The organism is Kitasatospora sp. YST-16, from assembly GCF_026802215.1.
Lineage (GTDB): Bacteria > Actinomycetota > Actinomycetes > Streptomycetales > Streptomycetaceae > Kitasatospora > Kitasatospora cineracea.
On the sequence record NZ_CP113837.1, the window covers coordinates 5,413,678 to 5,433,495 of the forward strand.

The window sequence follows — 19,818 nt, forward strand, 5'->3', positions numbered from 1 at the left end:
GCCCCGGGCCGCGCCCGCTGCCACCAGGTGCGGCCCGTCGGGGCGGAAGCCGTCGCCGGTCCGGCGCAGGACCTGCGCCAGCCGGTCCTCGAAGTCGTGCTCGGACTGCTCGGACATGCGTGATCACCGTCTCTGTGAGGAGTTCCGTGGGAGTTCCGTGGGAGTTCCGTGCGGGGTTCCGTGCGGGGTTCCGCGAGGAGTGCTGCGGGAGGCCGGAGGCGGGCGTCAGCGGACGGAGAGGTCCGCGAGGCTGTCGCCGAGCAGCGCGCGCAGCCGGGCCAGCGCCCGGGCGGAGCGGGTGCGGACCGCGCCCGCGCTGCAGCGCAGGATCTCCGCGCTCTCCTCCACGCTGACGTCCTCCCAGTAGCGCAGCACCAGCACCGCCCGGTCCCGCGGCGCCAGTGCGGCCAGCGCGGTCAGCAGGGCGACCCGCAGCGCGCCGTCGCCCTCCGGGCCCGGCAGGTCCGGGACTTCGGCGATCGGCCGCTCCCCGGCGCTGCGGCGCCGGTGGTGGCTGACGAACTGCCGGTACAGCACCCCCTGCGCGTACCCGGCCGGGTTCTCGATCGCCCGGCCGCCGAAGAACCGGCCCGGCCGCCGCCACACCGTGTACATCCGGCTCAGCGTCTCCTGCACCAGGTCCTCCGCGAGGTGGGTGTCCCCGCCGGTCAGCAGGCAGGCCGAGCGGAAGAGGTGTCCGGACCGGGCGGCCGCGAACTCCGTGTAGTCCGTGTACTCCGCGTCCGTGCCGCGCCCTGCCGTCGATGCCACGATCACTGCTCCCCCGAGGTTCCGTGCCCTGTCACCCTTCAGACGCGGTTCGCGGGCCGCCGCGTCACAGCCCGCCGTCCGACCGCCCGGGCCGACGGGGCGGGAGCCCCCGGACGGGGCCGGTCCGGGGGCGCTGCCCCGGGCGTGGTACGAAGACCGGATGACGAGCTACTGGACGGGCGAACGGGTCAGGCTGCGCGCGGTCGAACCGGGGGACGGGCCGCTGCTGGCCCGGCTCTCCGAGCAGGAGGAACGCCTCGGGGACGCGCTCGACCCGCCGCGCTCCGCCGAGGGGTGGGCAGCGCTGGCCAGGGAGAAGGCCGCCGCCGACCCGACCGCCGACACCTACCAGCTGGTGGTCGAGTCGCGCGCGGACGGCGCCGCGGTCGGCTCGGTCGGCGTGCACCGGGCGGACAACCGCAGCGGGCTGTTCGAGTACGGCATCACCGTCGGCGCCGAGCACCGCCGGCGGGGCTACGCGGCCGAGGCCGTCCGGCTGGTGCTGCGGCACCAGTTCGAGGAGCGCCGCCACCACAAGGCCACCGCCCGGGTGTTCGCCCACAACGAGCCCTCGCTGGCGCTCCAGCGGCGGCTCGGCTTCGTCGAGGAGGGCCGACTCGGCCGGCACTTCTTCGTCGCGGGCGAGCACCGCGACGTGGCGCTGTTCGCCATGTTCGCCGAGGAGTTCTTCGCCCGGTACGGCGGCCCCACCCGGCTCTGACCCCCCGCTGCACGTTCCTGCACGTTTCCGGCCGGCGGCCCGGCCAACGGCGGTCCGGCCGGCGGTCCAGCCGGCCGGTAGGCACCCCCCGGGCCCCGCCTACCGGCCGGTCGCCGCGCCCGGGGCGAACGGGCCGTCCAGCGCGGCCCACTGCAGCAGCAGGACGGTCTTGCCGTCGGCGATCCGGCCGTCCCGGGTCATCGCCAGCGCCTCGGCGAAGGGCAGTTCGAGCACCTCGATGTCCTCGCCGTCCTCCGCCAGCCCGCCGCCGCGCCCGGTCCGGTCGGCCGGGCGGTAGGGCGCCGCGTAGCAGTGCAGCCGCTCGGTGACCGAGCCCGGGCTCATGTACGCGTCCAGCACGTGCGTCAACGGGCCCAGCTCCACGCCGAGTTCCTCCAGGCTCTCGCGGCGCACGGCGGTGACCGGGTCGTCCGCGTCGAGCAGCCCGGCCGCCGCCTCGACCAGCATCCCGTCCGGGTGCCCGTTGACGTACGCCGGGTACCGGAACTGGCGGGTCAGCAGGACGGTGCCGCGCGCCGCGTCGTACGGCAGCACCGCCGCGCCGTTGCCCCGGTCGTAGGTCTCGCGCTGCTGGGTGGTCCACCGGCCGTCGCGGCCGCGGTAGTCGAAGGTGGTGCGGCGCAGCACGTGCCAGCCCTGCGAGGTGAGCTCCACCTCGCGCACCCGCACGTCCGGGTTGCCGCGCAGCCCGCGCCCGGCCCGGTCCAGGCCGGTGCGGCCGCGGTGGTCGGGGAGGTCGACCCCCGGGCGGCCGCTCACGCCTCCTCCCGGCCCGCGCGGTGCGGGAGTTCGGAGACGTCGTGGTAGACCGGCAGGCCGCGGCGGCGTGCCGTGGCGACGTCCTGGTCCGCGCCCGCGGAGTCGCCGGGCAGGCGGAGCACCGCGTGGCAGTGGGCGAGCAGCCGGTCCGCGGTCGGGTACAGCACCCGGTCGGCCAGCGGGTCGGTCGGGCCCGCGCCGGCCGAGCGCAGGACGGGGAGCGCGATCCACTCGCCGATCACCGGCAGGTGCCCGGCGGCGAACACCGGCCAGGCGGCGGCCTCCAGCCGGGCCAGGTTGGCTGCCATCGCGGCCGGGTCGCCGCCGGTGCCGGAGCGGTACGGTCCGGCGATCAGGACGAGCATGGGGGAGTCAGGGAAGTCGGGGGAGTCGGAGTCGGTGGGGGGTGGTGCTGCCGGTGTGGTCATGGGGCGCTACGATACATGCAAGAACGTGAAAGAACAGGAGAGAACGAGAATGCTGGCTGCGGAACGGCGCGACCACCTGCTCGAACTGCTGGCGACCGAGGGCAAGGTGGTGGCCAAGGACGTCGCCGCCGCACTCGGCATCTCCGAGGACAGCGTCCGCCGCGACCTGCGCGACCTCGCCGCCGAAGGGCTCTGCCAGCGGGTCTACGGCGGGGCGCTGCCCGCCTCCCCGGCGATGGCGGGCTACACCGAGCGGCAGTCGGTGACGCCCGGCGGCAAGCGGAAGGTCGCCGCGGCGGCCGTCGAGCTGATCCGGCCCGGCAGCACGCTGATCCTGGACGGCGGCACCACCGCGCTCGCCGTCGCCGGGCTGCTCCCGGCCGACCTCGACTGCACGGTGATCACGCACAGCCCGACGGTGGTGGCGGCGCTCCTCGAACACCCCCGGGCCGAACTGTTCCTGCTCGGCGGCCGGGTGTTCAAGCACTCCGCGGTGGCCTGCGGCGCCGCCGCCGTCGAAGCCGCCCAGAACGTCTCCGCCGACCTCTGCCTGCTCGGCGTCACCGGCGTCCACCCCGAGGCCGGGCTCACCACCGGCGACGCCGACGAGGCGGCGATGAAGCGCGCCCTGGCCGGCCGGGCGGCCGAGACCTGGATCCTCGCCTCGGCCGAGAAGATCGGCGCCGCCTCCCCGTTCCGCGTCCTGCCCTGGGACCGCGTCACCGGCCTGATCACCGACGCGGCCCCCGACCACCCCGCCCTGGAGCGGCTGGCGGCCGCGGGGGTGGAGATCCGCCCGGCGGGCTGACCGGGAGTCGCCGGCCGGGCGGATCGGAGGAGCGGATCGGAGGGGCGGGGCCGGACGGCCCGTCAGTTGACGGCGGCCAGGTGGTTCTTCAGGCCCAGGCCGAACGCGGTCGGGGTGCCGTCGAAGTCGGAGATCAGCGACGGGCCCTGGCCGCAGTCCCAGGTGTTCCAGGTCCAGCCGAGGTAGGAGACCTTGGCGGCGTCGGCCCAGGACATCACCTGGTCGATGAAGGAGTGGGCGCAGTCGTTCTCACCGATCTCGCCGACCACCACCGGGACCTGGGCGGCCAGCGGCGCCACGGTCGAGTTCCAGCAGGACTGGCTGGAGCAGGTGTTGAAGTTGTACACGTGCCAGGACGCGGCCAGGTTGCCCGCCGGGTCGGTCGGCTTGTGGGCCAGCCACTGGCCGAGGTCGTTGGAGTAGGCCAGGCCGCCGAGCAGGATGACGTTGTTCGCACCGGCGGTGCGGACGGAGTTCACCAGCGTCTGCATGCCGCTGACCGGGTAGCCGATGCCGGGGCAGGCGCTGCCGCCGTCCCGCCAGCAGTTCCACGCCTGGTCGAGGCCGGAGACGGCGCGGTCCGCGTAGGGCTCGTTCAGCAGGTCGAAGACCACCGAGGGGTCGTTCTTGAAGGTGGTGGCGACGGAGGACCAGAAGGTCGCCGCGCCGGCGCCCGGCATCGGCTTCTGGCAGGTCGAGTTGACGTCCGAGCAGCCCGAGGAGTTGCCGGTGTACAGGCCCTGGGTCCAGTGCAGGTCGATGATCGGGGTGAGCCCGGCGTCCCGCAGCGCGTAGACGAAGTTCTTCACCGCGGTGCGGTAGTTCTCGCCCGCGTACTCCGGCTTGACGTTGGCGTAGCCGTTCCAGCAGTCCTCGTTGACCGGGACGCGGACGGCGTTGGCCTTCCAGCCCTTGATCGCGGCGATCGAGGCGGCGTCCACCGGGCCGTCGGAGAACCCGTAGCCCTGGACGCACATGAACTCCATGCCGGAGCGGTTCACGCCGCGCAGCACCACCTGCGCCCCGTTGGCGTCCACCAGCTTGTTGCCGGAGACGTGCAGCGCCGGGGCCTTGCCGGTACCGGTGCCGGTGCCGGTGCTCCCGGACGGCGACGGGGAGGCCGAGGAGGACGGGGACGCGGACGCCGAGGCGGAGGGCGAGGCCGAGGCGGACGGCGAGGCCGAGGGGGAGGAGGACGCGGAGACGGACGGCGACGGGGACGGGGACGGGGACGGGCTCGAAGCCCCGTTGCAGGCAACGCCGTTGACGGTGAACGAGGCCGGGGCCGCGTTCGTCCCGCTGTAGGAGAAGTTGGCGCCCGCGCTGACCGAGCCGCCCGCCGCGAGGGTGGCCGCCCAGGCCGGGGCCGCGACGGTGACGTTCTTGCCGGACTGGCTCCAGGTGCCGTTCCAGCCGGAGCCGGAGAGGGTCTGGTTGCCGGTGTAGGCGTAGCCGAGGCTCCAGTTGTCGATCGGGGTGGTGCCGGCGTTGGTAAGTTTCACGTTCGCGGTGAAGCCGCTGCCCCAGTCGTTCGTCGTGTAGTCGACGGAGCACTGGAGGCCGGCGGCGGCCGCGGGGCCGGCGCCGGTGAGCGCGAGGGTGGCCGCAGCGGTCGCGGCCAGTGCCGCGACCAGTGCCGTGGTGGTGGTGCGGACGGTCATGTCCGACTCCTTGGAGGGGGGAAAGTGGGCGCGCTCCCACAGGCCCGCCCCGAACCATAGCTAGGGGTACGGCAGTTGCCAACACGCCTCGGCGGTGCGCGATCCCTTGACAGTGCGCATGCCCCTCCCGATATTTGGGAGCGCTCCCACAGAACGACCCCGGCGGATCCACCCCGGAAGACCCCACGGGGAAGACCCCGCGGAAGGCTCGGACCTCCGCGGAAGGCTTCCCGGCACCGCCCCCGGATCCGTCCCGCGCACGATCGCCCCCGGACTCCCCCACCCACCCCCACCGAGGAGCCGTCATGTCTCCACCCCGCACCAGGGTCTCGGCGCTCACCGCCGCCCTCACGCTGCTCGCCGCCGGCCTGTCGACCGCGGTCGCCGTCCCGGCCTCCGCCGCCGTCGTCCAGTGCTCCGTCGACTACACGACGAACGACTGGGGCAGCGGCTTCACCGCGAACGTGTCGATCAACAACAAGGGCACCGCCGCGCTCAACGGCTGGACGCTCACCTACGCCTACACCGGCAACCAGACGCTCTCCGGCACCGGCTGGAACGGCACCTGGAGCCAGTCCGGCAAGAACGTCACCGTCGCCGCCCCCGCCTGGGCGGGCACCATCGCGGCGGGCGGTTCGGCCACCGCGGGCGCCAACTTCTCGTACAGCGGCACCAACACCGCGCCGACCGCCTTCGCGGTCAACGGCACCAGCTGCACCGGCGCGCACGCGGCCCCGACCACCGCGCTGACCAGCCCCGCCCCGGGCGCCAACTACCAGGCGGGGGCGGCCATCCCGCTCTCGGCGACGGCCACCGCGGCGGACGGCGCGAGCATCAGCAAGGTCGAGTTCTACGACAACACCACGCTGATCGGCACCGCCACCACCGCCCCGTACACCTACAGCTGGACGGGCGCGGCCAGCGGCAACCACTCGATCTACGCCAAGGCGTACGACAGCCTCGGCGCGAGCAGCGAGTCGACCCCGGCGGGCATCACGGTGGCGGCCGGCCCGGCGATCAGCGCCACCCCGCTGACCCTGTCGGTCAACCAGGGCAAGACCGGCAGCTTCGCGGTCAAGCTCAGCAGCCAGCCCAGCGCCAACGTCACCGTCACCACCGCCCGGAGCTCGGGCAACACCGGACTGTCCATCAGCTCCGGCGCGACGCTGACCTTCACCCCGAGCAACTGGTCGACGGCGCAGACCGTCACGCTCACCGCCGACGCCTCCTCCACCGGCTCGGCCACCTTCACCTCCACCGCCACCGGGTACACCTCCTCGGCGGTCACGGTGACCGAGCTGGCCGCCGCCTCGGGCGTGTACAACGACCGGTTCCTGCAGCTGTACAACAAGATCAAGGACCCGGCGAACGGCTACTTCTCGCCCGAGGGCATCCCCTACCACTCGGTGGAGACCCTGCTGGTCGAGGCCCCCGACCAGGGGCACGAGACCACCTCGGAGGCGTACTCGTACCTGCTCTGGCTGGAGGCCCAGTACGGGCGGGTCACCCAGGACTGGTCGAAGTTCAACGCGGCATGGACGCTCATGGAGACGTACATGATCCCGGGGCACGCCGACCAGCCGACGAACTCGTTCTACAACGCCTCCAAGCCGGCCACCTACGCGCCCGAGCGCCCGCTGCCGAGCGACTACCCGGCGCAGCTGGACACCTCGGTCACCGCGGGCAACGACCCGATCGCCGGTGAGCTGAAGAGCGCGTACGGCACCGACGACATCTACGGCATGCACTGGCTGCAGGACGTCGACAACGTCTACGGCTACGGCAACGGCCCCGGCAAGTGCGAGGCCGGCCCGACCTCGCCCGGCCCCTCGTTCATCAACACCTACCAGCGCGGCGCGCAGGAGTCGGTGTGGGAGACCATCCCGCAGCCCACCTGCGACAACTTCAAGTACGGCGGCAAGAACGGGTACCTCGACCTGTTCGTCAAGGACAACTCGTACGCCAAGCAGTGGAAGTACACCGACGCGCCGGACGCCGACGCGCGCGCCATCCAGGCCGCGTACTGGGCCGACACCTGGGCCAAGGCGCAGGGCAACGGCTCGCAGGTCGCCACCACGGTGGCCAAGGCCGGCAAGATGGGCGACTACCTGCGGTACTCGTTCTTCGACAAGTACTTCAAGCAGGTCGGCAACTGCGTCGGCGCCAGCACCTGCGCGCCCGGCAGCGGCAAGAGCTCCGAGCACTACCTGCTGTCCTGGTACTACGCCTGGGGCGGCGCCACCGACACCTCGGCGGGCTGGTCCTGGCGGATCGGCGACAGCGCGGCGCACGGCGGCTACCAGAACCCGATGGCCGCGTACGCGCTGGTCAACGACCCGGCGATGGCCCCCAAGTCGGCCACCGGCAAGACCGACTGGACCACCTCGATGGGCCGCCAGGTGGAGTTCACCCAGTGGCTGCAGTCCAGCGAGGGCGCGATCGCGGGCGGCGCGACCAACAGCTGGGAGGGCGACTACGGGACCCCGCCGGCCGGCACCCCGACCTTCTACGGGATGTTCTACGACGAGGCGCCGGTCTACCACGACCCGCCGTCCAACCAGTGGTTCGGCTTCCAGGCCTGGGGCCTGGAGCGGATGGCCGAGTACTACTACTCCAGCGGTGACCCGAAGGCCAAGGCCATCCTGGACAAGTGGGTGACCTGGGCGCTGTCCCAGACCACCTTCAACGCCGACGGCAGCTACAAGTTCCCGTCCACGCTGGCCTGGAGCGGCAAGCCGGACACCTGGAACGCGGCCTCCCCGGGCGCCAACACCGGCCTGCACGTGAGCGTCGTCGACTACACCAGCGACGTGGGCGTCTCCGGCTCCTACGCCAAGCTGCTGTCGTACTACGCGGCCAAGTCCGGCAACGCGGCGGCCAAGGCCGCGGCGCAGAAGCTGCTCGACGGCATGTGGACCAACAACCAGGACGCGCTGGGCATCTCCGTCCCGGAGACCCGCACCGACTACAGCCGGTTCAACGACCCGCTCTCGGTGCCGAGCGGCTGGACCGGCACCATGCCCAACGGCGACCCGATCAACAGCAGCTCGACCTTCCTGTCGATCCGGTCCTTCTACAAGAACGACCCGTCGTTCGCCAAGGTCCAGACGTACCTGAACGGCGGCGCCGCGCCGACCTTCACGTACCACCGGTTCTGGGCGCAGGCCGACATCGCCACGGCGATGGCCACCTACGGCGACCTGTTCGGCGGCTGACGGGCCGCCACCTCGACGGCCGGCGGGCCGTCACCCCTCCGATCCGACGGCTGACGGGCCGTCACCCGAGCGCGAGTGCCCGGTCCGACCGACAGCGGACCGGGCACTCGCCCGTTCTGAGGAGATTGCTTTACTACCTCTTGATTTTTGTCATATCTGCTGAATAGTCTCCCGGCCATTCGGACGCCATCGATCACCAACGATCGCGCCGACGACACTCGGGAGGGTCAACCCCTATGAGCGTTCCCCGGATCCGCCGCTCCGCACTCACCGCGGCCTGCCTCGCCCTCGCCACGGCCGGAGCAGTGGCCCTGCCCGCCACCGGCGCGGCAGCGGCGGCGACCACCGACGGACCCCTGCTCAGCTATGTCGTCAACACCAAGGCCAACCACGGGCAGACCCAGAAGGCCGAGCGCGAGATCAGGGCGGCCGGCGGCACCGTGGTCGCCTCCTACCAGCAGATAGGCGTGGTGATCGCCCGCTCCGCCGACCCCGGCTTCGCCGCGAGGCTCCGGACGTCGAAGACCGTCGACTCGGTCGGCGCCAGCCGCACCGCGGGCATCCAGGCCGGCGGCGTCGAGGGCGTCACCGAGGAGGTCGACGCCCCCGCCGCGGCCGCCGGCGGCGCCGAACCGCTCTGGGCCAACCAGTGGGACATGCGGCAGATCGGCGTCGACCGGGCGCACGCCACCACCCTCGGCAGCCGGTCCGTGGTGGTCGGCGTGCTCGACTCCGGCATCGACGCCGCCCACGAGGACCTCGCCGCCAACGTCGACCCCAAGCTCTCCGCGTCCTGCCTCAGCGGCCGCCCCGACACCGACTGGCAGTCCTGGCAGCCCACCACCAGCAGCCACGGCACCCACGTGGCCGGCACCATCGCCGCCGCCAAGAACGGCAAGGGCATCGAGGGCATCGCCCCCGGCGTCCGGCTGGCCGCCGTCAAGGTGGTCGACGACGGCGGGTTCATCTACCCCGAGTACGCGATCTGCGGCTTCGTCTGGGCCGCCGAGCACCACTTCCAGGTCACCAACAACAGCTACTACGTCGACCCGTGGATGTTCAACTGCGCCGACGACCCCGACCAGGCCGCGGTCAGCGAGGCCGTCCGCCGGGCCGTCGACTACTCCCGCCGCAACGGAGTGCTGAACATCGCCGCCGCGGGCAACGAGAACATCGACCTCGCGCACAAGACCGTCGACGTCTCCAGCCCCGACGACACCACCCCCGGCGAGCGGCCGATCAACGAGAACTGCCTCGACCTGCCCGCCGAACTGCCCGGCGTGGTCGCGGTCTCCGCGGTCGGCGCCAAGGGCGACAAGGCGTACTACTCCAGCTACGGCCTGAACAAGGTCACCGTCGCGGCCCCCGGCGGCGACAGCCGCTACCAGGTGCCGGACACCCCCGACGGCCGCGGCTCGGTGCTCTCCACCATCCCGGGCAACAAGTACGGCTACAGCTCCGGCACCTCGATGGCCGCCCCGCACGCGGCCGGCGTCGCCGCCCTGCTCGCCTCCACCCACCCGTGGGCCGGCCCCGAGCAGCTGCGCACCCTGCTGGTGGAGCAGGCCGACCCGCACGCCTGCCCGGCCGGCGTCTTCAACCCGGGCGGTACCGGCCTGTACACGGCCACCTGCGAGGGCACCGAGCAGAACAACGGCTTCTACGGCGCGGGCGTGGTCTCCGCCGCCAAGGCGGCCGACGGGTGGCGCAACTGACGGCGCGCCAGTAGCTCACTCCCCGCCGACGTGCCGGGACCAGTCCGACTCCACCGGAGCCAGACCGGCCCGGTTCGGCACCTGCTTCAACCAGGCCGGACGGGCCGCCAGCCGCGCGGCGGCGGCCCGCTCCTCGGCGGCCCGGATCTGCTCCGGCGTGGCGAAGCCCTCCGGCAGCCAGGCCGCCGAGTGCGCGACCCGGGCGGCCAGGTGCGCCACGTACGCCTCCCGCACCGCGGCCGGCGAGTCGAACCCCGGCTCGCCGGCCAGCCAGGCGTCCGGCACCAGCGCGGCCACCTCGCCCAGCAGTTCCGGCGTCACCAGCGGGGCCAGCGTGGCGTCCGCGGCGGCCAGGTCGGGGCCGTAGCCGCCCAGCGCGTGGCCGCTCAGGTCGTACCGCTTGTGCACCGAGGCCGCCGCGGACGCCCAGCGGTGGTGGAACACCAGGCCCGCGCCGTTGTCGATCAGCCACAACCGCCCGTGCCACACCATCAGGTTGGGGTTGTGCACGGTGCGGTCGACGTTCCCGGTCAGCGCGTCCAGCCAGACCACCCGGCCCGCCTCCTGCGGCGACACCTCGATCATCCCCGGCCGGAAGTCCCGCGCCCCCGGCAGCAGGTCCATCCCGAGGTTGCGCCCGGCACTGGCCCGCAACAGGTCCTGGATCTCCTGGTCCGGCTCGTCCGAAGCCACCACCGGATCGAAGTCCACCAGCACCAGCGGCGGCACCCGCAACCCCAGCCGCCGCCCCAGCTCCCCCACGATCACCTCGGCCACCAGCGCCTTCACCCCCTGCGCCGCCCCGGTGAACTTCACCACGTACGTCCCCAGGTCGTCGGCCTCCACCACCCCGGGCACCGACCCCCCCGCCCGCAGCGGATCGACATACCGCAACGCCTTCACCTCATCGAGCATCCGCCCACCCTAACGCGGCCGGCCGCCCCCGGTTTGGCGGGCGGTCGGGGCGGTGATTGGGTGGGGCCGACCGTCGAGCAGCCGACCGAGGAGATGTGAAGCGATGGGCAAGGTGCACGCCACCACCGAGCGGACGTACCAGGCCGACCCGGCCAGGGTGTACGGGGCACTGGCGGACTACGCGGTGACCCGGCCGAAGCTGCTGCCCGCGCAGTACAGCGAGTACGAGGTGCGGGCGGGCGGCGAGGGGGCCGGGACGCAGGTGCACTGGAAGCTGCAGGCGACCGAGAAGCGGGTGCGGGACTGCCTGTTCACGGTCTCGGCGCCCAGCCCGGAGAAGCTGGTGGAGACCGACGCCAACTCCTCGATGGTGATCACCTGGACGGTGTCGGCGCTCGGCGAGAAGGGCAGCCGGGTCACCGTGGAGGCGAGCTGGACGGGCGCCACCGGGATCGGCGGCTTCTTCGAGCGGACCTTCGCGCCCAAGGGCCTGAACCGGATCCACGACCAGGTGCTGGCGAACCTGGCGGCCGAGCTCGGCTGAGCCCCCGCGGCATTCGGACACCCGTACGGCGCGTCAGCCGTACGGGTGTTCTGCTTCCCCGGGACGGGTGAAGCGGGCCCGGTCGGCACCCGTCGCCAACTTAGGCTCCGGGCCGTGCAGATGACGATCCTTCATGTGTCCCAGCCGGTCGACGGCGGGGTGGCCCGGGTGGTGGTGGACCTGGTGCGCGGGCAGCGCGCTGCGGGGTGCCGGGTGCTGGTGGCCTGCCCGCCCGGCGGCCGGCTCGCCCGGGAGGCGGCCGCGGCCGGCGCCCGGGTGCTGGACTGGCCCGCCGAGCGCTCGCCCGGCCCGTCCACCGCGGGGGAGGCCTGGCGGCTGCGCCGGATCGTCCGCCGCACCGCGCCGGACGTGCTGCACCTGCACAGCGCGAAGGCCGGGCTGGCCGGGCGGCTGGCGGCCCGCGGCACTCCGGCGACGGTGTTCCAGCCGCACGCCTGGTCGTTCGCGGCGGTGCAGGGCGCGCTGGCGGGGGCCAGCCTGCGCTGGGAGCGGCACGCCACCCGCTGGGCGCGCACCGTGCTGTGCGTCAGCGAGCGGGAGCGGGCGGACGGGGTGGCGGCCGGACTGGTCGCGGACTGGCGGGTGGTGCCCAACGGCGTCGACCTGGAGCACTTCGCGCCCGCCGACCGGGCGTCCCGGCGGGCCGCCCGGATGACCCTGGGCCTGGACCGGGCGGACCCGCTGGCGGTGTGCGTGGGGCGGCTGTGCCGGCAGAAGGGCCAGGACGTGCTGCTGGACGCCTGGACGCGGGTGCAGCTGGCCCGTCCGGCGGCCCGGCTGGTGCTGGTCGGCGGCGGACCGGACGCCGAGGCGCTGGCGGAGCAGGTGCGCGGCCTGCCGGACCCGTCCCGGGTGCGGATGGTGGGCGACGTGGCGGACCCGCGGCTGTGGCTGGCGGCGGCCGACCTGGTGGTGCTGCCCTCGCGCTGGGAGGGGATGGCGCTGGCGCCGCTGGAGGCGATGGCCTGCGGGCGGCCGGTGCTGCTGACCGACGTGCCGGGGGCCCGGGAGTGCCTGCCGCCGGGGGAGCGGGAGCGGGCGGTGGTGCCGCCGGAGAATCCCGGCGCGATGGCCGAACGGCTGATCGAATTCCTGGGCGACCGGATCGAGTGCGAACGGCGCGGAGTCCTGGCCCGGTCATATGTGGCAGATCATCACGATATCCGTGGAGTGATTCAGCAGGTGGCGGCGGTCTACCGGACGATCGTTCGAGGTGGCGCGGTCCCGGCGAGCCGCTCGGACCGTGTCCCGCAGCGGTTCTGATCGTTTGTCAGGCCGTGAACGCCCGCCCGCGCAAGGTGCGGCCTTCTTTCCTGAATGTCTGATTATTGGGCGGGTGGAATGAAATGGCATGTCAGCCTCCTGCGCGCCAGTCGGCGTTCGGTAATGTCTGATTTTGCCTGCTTCGTCTCCATTTTCGGTAGCGAAATGGCCGACCGCCTTTCACGGCAGCAGGTGCTTACCTGGACCGCGTCCACCGGGTCGAGGCGCCGAGCCGGTGCGCGTCCGGTCCGACTGCCCGGCCGCGGCGGGTACACAGCAGGGGAGTTCGTGCGCTGATGACCATTGACCACGAGAGCGTGCCGCGGCCCGGCAGAACGCTGACGGGCCCCGGCCGCCCCGGCGGCCGGGCGGGCACCGGGCCCGGCACCGCGCCCGGCGCCGGCACGCTCGACCGGCCGAGGCTCCGGACGAAGAACCGGCCGAAGTCCCGGGCCGCCGCGCCCCGGACCTCGGCCGGGGTCGGCCGGCACCGCGGCCGGCTGCCCGCCCGGGTCGCCCTGCCGCTGGCCCTGGCCGCCGCCGACTCCCTGGCGGTCGGCCTGGCCGCGGCCGCGACCACCCCCGCCGGCACCCGCCCGGTCGCCACCGCCGCCCTGCTGCTGCCCGCCCTGCTCCCGCTCAACCTGGCCGGCGGCCTCTACCGCACCCGGCTCAGCCTCTCCGCCCTCGACGAGCTCCCCGCCCTGGCCGCCCGCGCGGCCGTCGCCACCGCCTTCGCCATCACCGCCGACGCCTGCCTGGCCGGCCGCTGGGCCGACCTCGGCCCGGTCAGCCCGCTGCGGCTGCTGGCCCTGCTGCTCCTGCTGCTCCCGTTCGCCGCCCTCGGCCGGGCCTTCGTCCACCACCTCACCCGCCGCTCCCGCCGCCGCCGCCCCAGCCCGGTGCTGATCCTCGGCGCGGGCGAGCTCGGCCAGCAGATCGCCGCGGTGCTCACCGACCGCCCCGAGTACGGCCTGCGCCCGGTCGGCTACCTCGACCCCGACCCGGTGCTGCTGCCGCCCGGCGCCGCGCTGCCGGTGCTCGGCGGCCGCGAGGTGCTCGGCCGGGTGCTGCGCCGCTACCGGATCCACCACGTGCTGGCCACCGCCGGCGCCGCCGACGAGGCCGACACGCTGGCCGCGCTGCGGCACGCCGCCCGGCTCGGCTGCCAGGTCTGGCTGGTGCCCGGCCTGCGCGAGTTCGACTCGGTCCAGGGCGCGGGCGACCACCTGTGGGGCTTCCCCTGCCTGCGCCTGGGCGCCCCCGCGATGCGCCGCGGCGGCTGGGTCGTCAAGCGCGGCTTCGACATCGCCTCGGCCGGCCTCGGCCTGCTGCTGGTCTCCCCGCTGCTGGCCGCCTGCGCCCTCGCGGTGCGCTGGGACACCGGCCCCGGCGTGCTCTTCCGCCAGCAGCGCACCGGCCTGGACGGCCGGGTCTTCACCGTCCTGAAGTTCCGCACCCTGCGCCCCTCGAACGAGCACGAGTCGGCCACCCGCTGGAACATCTCGCAGGACCACCGGATGGGCCCGATCGGCAAGTTCCTGCGCAAGACCTCGCTGGACGAGCTGCCGCAGCTGTGGAACGTGCTGCGCGGCGACATGAGCCTGGTCGGCCCGCGCCCCGAGCGCCCCTACTTCGTCCTGCGGTTCGGCCAGGCGTACCCCGAGTACGCCGACCGGCACCGCGTCCCGGTCGGCCTGACCGGCCTGGCCCAGGTCAACGGCCTGCGCGGGGACACCTCGATCGAGGACCGGGCCCGCTTCGACAACCGCTACATCGAGGGCTGGAGCCTGTGGGGGGACGCCAAGATCCTGCTCCGCACCGCCGCCCTGGTGGTCCGCCCGGACGGGAGCTGAACCGATGGCGATCACCCTTCAACTTCCCTATCCCGCGCGGAAGTTGTCCGCGATAGTCCCGGCCCGGCCGAGCTGGCTCGCGGCCGCGACGGTCCTCCTGGTGTGCGTGCCGACGGGGGAGAAGGACGTCGCCGCGGCCGTCCACGTCACCCCCGCCGACCTCGCCTCGCTGGCCCTGGTCGGGCTGATCGCCCTCGACCTGCTGCGCGGCCGGCTGCCCCGGCTCGACCCGGCCGTCTGCGCCCTGCTCGGCGGCGTGGTGCTGGCCGCCGCCGTCGCCACCGCGCACTCCATCGACCCGGCCGCCAGCCTCACCGGCTTCGTCCGGCTGGTGCAGATCTTCGTGCTGGTGCCCGTCTCGGTGCTGCTCGCCGTCCGCGACACCCGCGACCGGCGGCTGGTGCTCGGCTCCTTCGTGCTGGCCGCCCTGATCGAGGGCGCGGTCGGCGCCCACCAGTACCTGACCCGCACCGGCGCCTCCTACACCGGCCAGCCGATCCGCGCCGTCGGCACCTTCGGCGCGCTCGACATCATGGCGATGTCCACCGTCGTCTCGTACGGGCTGCTGGCCGCCCTCGGCCTGGCCCTCGCCGAGCGCCGCCCCGGCGGCAGCAGGGTGCTGCGCCGGGCGATGTGGGCCAGTGCCGCGTTCCTGGCCTTCCCGCTGGCGGTCTCGTTCAGCCGGGGCAGCTGGATCGCCACCGCCGTCGCCGCCGGCGTGCTGCTGCTGCGCGCCGACGCCCGGCTCGCCGTCAAGGGCGTGCTGGTCGGCGCCGCCGCCGCGGTGGTGCTGGTCGGCGGGTTCGGCCTCGGCGCCTCCGGCGTCACCGAGCGGCTCAGCTCGATCGGCTCGGTCTCCGCCGCCCCCGACCAGTCGGTCTCCGACCGCTACGACCTGTGGTCCACGGCCGGCCGGATCTGGCAGGACCACCCGGTCACCGGCGCCGGCCCCAAGGCGTTCCAGCAGCTGCGCGACAGCCACGCCCCGCTGCGGCTCTCCTCCGGCAGCGACGCCGCCGACTCCACCATCGGCTTCCAGCGCGAACCGCTGCTCTCCCCGCACAACATGTACTTCCTGGTGCTCAGCGAACAGGGCCTGCTCGGCGTCGTCGCCTACCTGGCGCTGTTCCTCGCCCTGCTGCTCGGCTGCCTGCGCCGCGCCACCGGCCCCGGCCTGGCCGCGCTCGCCCTGCTCTGCTGGGTGCTCTGGGACTTCCTCTACGCCGACATCGGCGGCACCACCACCGTGCTGACCTCGGTGGTCCTCGGCCTGGCCGCCCGCACCGCCTTCCCCGGCCCCGACCCCCTTGAGGCGAACGGCGCATGACGACCGACCAGCCGGTGGCCGAGGTGGCCGCCGCCACCGCCGCCGTCCCCGCCCCGCGCACGGCCGCCGAACCGGCCAGACGAGGCTTCCTGGCCAAGGCGTTCGGCGTCACCGCGCTGCTCAGCGCGGCCGGCTCCGGCCTCGGCCTGCTCCGCGACCTGCTGCTGGCCCGCTACTTCGGCGCCAACCAGGGCACCGACGCCTTCCTGGTCGCCTGGACGGTGCCGGAGACCGCCGCGCCGCTGCTGATCGAGGACGCGATGGCGTTCCTGATGGTCCCGGCCTTCAGCCTGGCCCTGGTGCTGCGCGAGGAGCGCCCGCACGGGCCGGACCCGGTGCGGCAGTTGACCCGCTCCACGCTGCCCTGGCTGCTGCTCGCGCTGTGCACGCTGTCCGGCGCCGTCGCGCTCGGCGCCCCGCAGCTGGTCGAACTGCTCGCCCCCGGCCTGGCCGACCCGCGGCTCGCCGTCACCTGCACCCGGATCACCGCGCTCACCATCCTGCCGTTCGGCGTCGCCGGGTACCTGGCCTCCGCGCTGCGCGCCCTGCACTCCTTCACCGCGCCCGCCGTCATCTACGTGATGTACAACCTGGGCATCCTGGCGCTGCTGCTCAGCGGCCACCGGCTGCTCGGGGTGCGCTCCGCGGCGATCGGCGTGGCGGTCGGCAGCGCGCTGATGGCCGGCGTGCTGGTGCTGCCGTTCGCCCGCCGGCTGCGCTCCGGCGGGCGGCGGCGCGGGCTGCGCCGGGGGCGGCCCGGCGGCTGGTGCTGATCCCGCTGGCGCTGCTGCCGGTGGCCGCGTTCACGCTGACCCGGCAGGCCCAGGTGTTCATCGAGCGCTACCTCGGCTCCGACCTGCCGCCCGGCACCATCTCGCACCTCAACTACGCCGCCAAGGTCAGCCAGTTGGCGATGACCTCGGCGATCCTGATCGTCACCGTGACCTTCCCGGTGGTGGCCCGGGCGATGGCCGCGGGAGACTTCACGGCGGCCCGCGACCGGGTCGAGAAGGACCTCGGGCAGGCCGCCGCGCTGGTCCTGCTGGGCACCGCCTTCCTGATGGCCTGCGCCCCGGCGCTGGTCGCCCTGCTGTTCCAGCGCGGCGCGTTCGGCCCGGCCGACACGGCCGCCACCGCCGCGGTGATCCGGGTCTACTCCTTCGGGCTGCCCGCGCAGGCGATGATCGGCGTGATGGTCCGGCCGTACTTCTGCGTCCGCCCGGTGGTGCGCCGCGCCGACGTCCCGCGCGCCGAGGGCGACCGGATCACCTGGCTGGACTGGTACCCGGTCGGGGCGATGCTGCTCGGCCTGGCCGTCACCGTCGCGGTCGGCGTCGGCGCCACCCCGCACTTCGGGGCGCTCGGCCTGGCCGCGGGCAACGCCGCGGGCATCACCACCACCGCGGCGCTGCTGATGCGCGGCCTGATGCTGCGCGGCGTCGCGCTGCGGCTGCCCCGGGTGCTCGGCGGCCAGGCCCGGCTGCTGGCCGCCGCCGTCGCCGCCACCGCCCTGGGCGCGCTGGCCGCCCGGACGGCCGCCGGGCCGCTGCCCGCCGCGCTCTCCGGCGGCACCGCCGTCCTGCTGGCCTTCGCCGTCCTCGGCGCGCTGTTCGGCGCCCCCGAGGTGCGCGGACCGGTGCTCGGGCTGCTGGCCCGGGCCCGCCGGCCGCGGCCCGCCCCGTCACCCACCGCACCAGCTGCCGAAGGGAAGTCGCATGGCCGCTGATCCCCGCCTGCCGGCCCAGGCACTCGCCCCCAGGCTCGCGCCCTGGATCCTGATGTACCACTCGGTGGCCGAGGAGGAGGAGGACCCGTACCTGCTCACCGTCGCCCCCGAGCGGTTCGCCGAGCAGATGGACTGGCTGCACCGCACCGGCCGGCGCGGCGTCAGCGTCCGCGAACTGCTGGCCGCGCAGGCCCGGGGCCGGGAGGCCCGGCTGGTCGGCCTGACCTTCGACGACGGCTACGCCGACTTCGCCCGGCACGCCGTCCCGGTGCTGCGCGAGTACGGCTTCACCGCCACCGCGTACGTCGTCCCCGACCTGCTCGGCAGCGAGAACGGCTGGGACACCGAGGGGCCGCGCAAGAAGCTGCTCACGGTCGAGCAGGTCGCCGAACTCGCGGGATCCGGCTGGGAGATCGGCTCGCACGGGCTGGGCCACCAGGCCCTGCCCGGCCTGTCCCCGGCCGCCCTGGAACGCCAGACCGCGGAGAGCCGGCGGGCCCTGGAGGACCTGGTCGGCGGCCCGGTCACCGGCTTCTGCTACCCGTACGGCGCGGTCGACCTGCCCGCCACCCGGGCGGTGCGGGACGCCGGGTACGACTACGCCTGCGCCATCGACCACTCCTGGCTGACCGGCCGGTACGCCCTGCCGCGCTGCTACGTCGGCGACCGGGACGGGGCCTGGCGGCTGCGCGCCAAGCACGGCCGGCACCGCTGGCGGGACGCCGTGACCGGGCTGCGCTGGGCCCCGCCGAAGTCCGCGCCGAAGTCCGCGCCGAAGGCCGCCGCGGGGGAGCCCCGATGAGAGTCCTGCACGTGGTCACCGGCCTGCACGCGGGCGGTGCCGAACGCCAACTCGCCCTGCTGCTGCGCTACTTGCCCAAGGACCAGGAGCACGAGGTGGCGGCCCTCACCAACCCCGGCGCGGTCGCCCGGGAACTGCGCGCCGACGGCTTCACCGTCCACCACCTCGACATGCGCGGCAACCGGGACCTCGCGGTGCTGCCCCGGCTCACCCGGCTGATCCGCGCCGGCCGCTACGACCTGGTGCACACCCACCTGTACCGGGCCATGCTGTACGGCCGCCTCGCCGCCCGGCTGGCCGGCGTCCGCGCGGTGATCGCCACCGAGCACTCGCTGCAGTCCGGCGTGATCGAGGGCCGCCCCACCTCGCGCGGCGTCAAGGCGCTCTACCTGGGCGCCGAACGGCTCGGCACCACCACCCTGGCGGTCTCCGGCCAGGTCGCCGGAGTGCTCGGCGCCTGGGGCGTCCCCGCCGAGCGGATCCGGCTGCTGCCGAACGGGGTGGACGCCGCCCGGTACCGCTTCACCCCCGCCGCCCGGGCCGCCCACCGCGGCCGGCTGCGCGCCCAACTCGGTCTGCCCATCGGCGTGTTCGTGATCGGCGCGGTCGGCCGGCTGGTGCCCGGCAAGCGCTTCCACGTCCCCCTGGAGGCACTGGCCAGGCTCCCCGACGCCCGGCTGCTGCTGATCGGCGAGGGCCCCGAGCGGGCCGCGCTGCTCGAACGCGCCGCCCGGCTCGGCGTCCGCGACCGCCTGGTGCTCACCGGCGAACGCGACGACGTGCCGGAGCTGCTCACCGCCGTCGACGTGCTGGTCTCCCCGTCCCGCGAGGAGACCTTCGGCCTGGCCGCCCTGGAGGGCCTGGCGGCGGGCCTCCCGCTGCTGCACTCCGCCTGCCCGGCGCTCGCCGAGCTCCCCCCGGACGCCGCCCCGCAGGCCCGCCTGCTCCCCTCCGAACCCGAGCCCTACGCCCGCGAGTTGGCCCTCCTCGCCACCACCCGCCCGGGCCCGCAGCCGGTCCCGCCCGCCGTCGCGCACTACGACATCGCCCGGATCGCGGCCGAACTCGCCGCCCTCTACCGCGAGTCGGCCGCCGCCCTGCCGGGCCGCCGCAAGCCCGCGCAGCCGCACCCGGAACCCCCGGCCCGGGTCCCGCCCGCCCGCGGCCCGAGCCGGACCCCCGCGCGCACCCCCGCCGGACACCGGCCGGCCGCCGCCGGCGCCCCGACGCCTGACCCCGCCGGCCCGGCCCGCTGCCGGGCCGCC

At 74.5% G+C, this 19,818-nt stretch carries 16 protein-coding genes and 1 pseudogene; 12 read left to right on the plus strand and 5 right to left on the minus strand.

The genetic code is table 11. The annotated features are described in order from the left end of the window. Positions 1-225 precede the first annotated feature (225 nt). Positions 226-771 carry a SigE family RNA polymerase sigma factor gene (locus OU787_RS24555; RefSeq protein ID WP_030459338.1) on the minus strand — a complete coding sequence of 182 codons (546 nt, stop codon included), beginning with the start codon at positions 769-771 and terminating at the stop codon, positions 226-228. 160 nt (positions 772-931) lie between these two features. Here OU787_RS24555 and OU787_RS24560 point away from each other — a divergent pair, with 160 nt between their 5' ends. Beyond that, on the plus strand, positions 932-1,492 hold the full coding sequence (locus OU787_RS24560) for a GNAT family N-acetyltransferase (protein WP_123562817.1): 561 nt from the start codon (positions 932-934) through the stop codon (positions 1,490-1,492). A 99-nt stretch (positions 1,493-1,591) separates the two neighbouring features. On the opposite strand, the gene OU787_RS24565 is transcribed toward OU787_RS24560, so the two are convergent. Further along, positions 1,592-2,272 carry an NUDIX domain-containing protein gene (locus tag OU787_RS24565; RefSeq protein WP_268660546.1) on the minus strand — a complete coding sequence of 227 codons (681 nt, stop codon included), beginning with the start codon at positions 2,270-2,272 and terminating at the stop codon, positions 1,592-1,594. Then, the gene (locus OU787_RS24570; protein WP_030459341.1) at positions 2,269-2,637 is read right to left on the minus strand and encodes a hypothetical protein; all 369 of its coding nucleotides are present in this window, start codon (positions 2,635-2,637) and stop codon (positions 2,269-2,271) included. The genes OU787_RS24565 and OU787_RS24570 overlap by 4 nt, the downstream gene beginning before the upstream one ends. Before the next feature lie 112 nt (positions 2,638-2,749). Between OU787_RS24570 and OU787_RS24575 the strand changes: the two genes are divergently transcribed. Beyond that, complete coding sequence (locus OU787_RS24575; RefSeq protein ID WP_268660547.1) at positions 2,750-3,508, plus strand: DeoR/GlpR family DNA-binding transcription regulator; 759 nt, start codon at positions 2,750-2,752, stop codon at positions 3,506-3,508. A 62-nt stretch (positions 3,509-3,570) separates the two neighbouring features. Here the strand turns inward: OU787_RS24575 and OU787_RS24580 are convergent, their stop codons facing one another. Further along, positions 3,571-5,169 carry a cellulase family glycosylhydrolase gene (locus OU787_RS24580; RefSeq protein WP_268660548.1) on the minus strand — a complete coding sequence of 533 codons (1,599 nt, stop codon included), beginning with the start codon at positions 5,167-5,169 and terminating at the stop codon, positions 3,571-3,573. Positions 5,170-5,474: 305 nt separating this feature from the next. On the opposite strand from OU787_RS24580, the gene OU787_RS24585 reads away from it, so the two are divergent. Both OU787_RS24585 and OU787_RS24590 read left to right on the plus strand, forming a co-directional pair. Then, positions 5,475-8,384: a glycoside hydrolase family 48 protein gene (locus tag OU787_RS24585; RefSeq protein WP_030459344.1), complete on the plus strand. Its 2,910-nt coding sequence runs from the start codon at positions 5,475-5,477 to the stop codon at positions 8,382-8,384. A 236-nt stretch (positions 8,385-8,620) separates the two neighbouring features. Next, entirely contained in the window at positions 8,621-10,099 is a 1,479-nt protein-coding gene (locus OU787_RS24590; protein ID WP_268660549.1) for a S8 family peptidase, read from the plus strand. 15 nt (positions 10,100-10,114) lie between these two features. Here OU787_RS24590 and OU787_RS24595 read toward each other — a convergent pair whose 3' ends face one another. Next, positions 10,115-11,014, minus strand: coding sequence for a HipA family kinase (locus OU787_RS24595; RefSeq protein ID WP_268660550.1), 900 nt, complete (start codon positions 11,012-11,014; stop codon positions 10,115-10,117). Between the two features lie 103 nt (positions 11,015-11,117). Between OU787_RS24595 and OU787_RS24600 the strand changes: the two genes are divergently transcribed. From OU787_RS24600 to OU787_RS24635, 8 genes and pseudogenes are all read left to right on the plus strand, one after another. Further along, on the plus strand, positions 11,118-11,558 hold the full coding sequence (locus OU787_RS24600) for an SRPBCC family protein (RefSeq protein ID WP_268660551.1): 441 nt from the start codon (positions 11,118-11,120) through the stop codon (positions 11,556-11,558). A 120-nt stretch (positions 11,559-11,678) separates the two neighbouring features. Then, positions 11,679-12,842 carry a glycosyltransferase gene (locus OU787_RS24605; protein WP_268660552.1) on the plus strand — a complete coding sequence of 388 codons (1,164 nt, stop codon included), beginning with the start codon at positions 11,679-11,681 and terminating at the stop codon, positions 12,840-12,842. A 296-nt stretch (positions 12,843-13,138) separates the two neighbouring features. After that, entirely contained in the window at positions 13,139-14,698 is a 1,560-nt protein-coding gene (locus OU787_RS24610) for a sugar transferase (protein WP_268660553.1), read from the plus strand. Positions 14,699-14,702: 4 nt separating this feature from the next. Then, complete coding sequence (locus tag OU787_RS24615) at positions 14,703-16,025, plus strand: O-antigen ligase family protein (RefSeq protein WP_268660554.1); 1,323 nt, start codon at positions 14,703-14,705, stop codon at positions 16,023-16,025. Further along, entirely contained in the window at positions 16,022-16,798 is a 777-nt protein-coding gene (locus tag OU787_RS24620) for a lipid II flippase MurJ (protein ID WP_268660555.1), read from the plus strand. Before OU787_RS24615 ends, OU787_RS24620 begins: the two co-directional genes overlap by 4 nt. Continuing rightward, complete coding sequence (locus tag OU787_RS24625) at positions 16,792-17,751, plus strand: lipid II flippase MurJ (RefSeq protein ID WP_268660556.1); 960 nt, start codon at positions 16,792-16,794, stop codon at positions 17,749-17,751. Before OU787_RS24620 ends, OU787_RS24625 begins: the two co-directional genes overlap by 7 nt. After that, a complete protein-coding gene (locus tag OU787_RS24630; RefSeq protein ID WP_268660557.1) occupies positions 17,741-18,553 on the plus strand; it encodes a polysaccharide deacetylase family protein in 813 nt (270 codons plus the stop codon). Before OU787_RS24625 ends, OU787_RS24630 begins: the two co-directional genes overlap by 11 nt. Next, positions 18,550-19,677, plus strand: a pseudogene (locus OU787_RS24635) (glycosyltransferase); the annotation flags it as partial. The gene OU787_RS24630 and the pseudogene OU787_RS24635, both read left to right, overlap by 4 nt. Positions 19,678-19,818: the final 141 nt, after the last annotated feature.

Bases quoted from the DNA above. Each gene is read 5' to 3' on its own strand.
- OU787_RS24560 (WP_123562817.1), top strand. From the start codon at position 932: ATGACGAGCTACTGGACGGGCGAACGGGTCAGGCTGCGCGCGGTCGAA.
- OU787_RS24570 (WP_030459341.1), bottom strand. From the start codon at position 2,637: ATGCTCGTCCTGATCGCCGGACCGTACCGCTCCGGCACCGGCGGCGAC.
- OU787_RS24575 (WP_268660547.1), top strand. From the start codon at position 2,750: ATGCTGGCTGCGGAACGGCGCGACCACCTGCTCGAACTGCTGGCGACC.
- OU787_RS24580 (WP_268660548.1), bottom strand. From the start codon at position 5,169: ATGACCGTCCGCACCACCACCACGGCACTGGTCGCGGCACTGGCCGCG.
- OU787_RS24585 (WP_030459344.1), top strand. From the start codon at position 5,475: ATGTCTCCACCCCGCACCAGGGTCTCGGCGCTCACCGCCGCCCTCACG.
- OU787_RS24590 (WP_268660549.1), top strand. From the start codon at position 8,621: ATGAGCGTTCCCCGGATCCGCCGCTCCGCACTCACCGCGGCCTGCCTC.
- OU787_RS24595 (WP_268660550.1), bottom strand. From the start codon at position 11,014: ATGCTCGATGAGGTGAAGGCGTTGCGGTATGTCGATCCGCTGCGGGCG.
- OU787_RS24600 (WP_268660551.1), top strand. From the start codon at position 11,118: ATGGGCAAGGTGCACGCCACCACCGAGCGGACGTACCAGGCCGACCCG.
- OU787_RS24605 (WP_268660552.1), top strand. From the start codon at position 11,679: ATGACGATCCTTCATGTGTCCCAGCCGGTCGACGGCGGGGTGGCCCGG.
- OU787_RS24610 (WP_268660553.1), top strand. From the start codon at position 13,139: ATGACCATTGACCACGAGAGCGTGCCGCGGCCCGGCAGAACGCTGACG.
- OU787_RS24615 (WP_268660554.1), top strand. From the start codon at position 14,703: ATGGCGATCACCCTTCAACTTCCCTATCCCGCGCGGAAGTTGTCCGCG.
- OU787_RS24620 (WP_268660555.1), top strand. From the start codon at position 16,022: ATGACGACCGACCAGCCGGTGGCCGAGGTGGCCGCCGCCACCGCCGCC.
- OU787_RS24630 (WP_268660557.1), top strand. From the start codon at position 17,741: ATGGCCGCTGATCCCCGCCTGCCGGCCCAGGCACTCGCCCCCAGGCTC.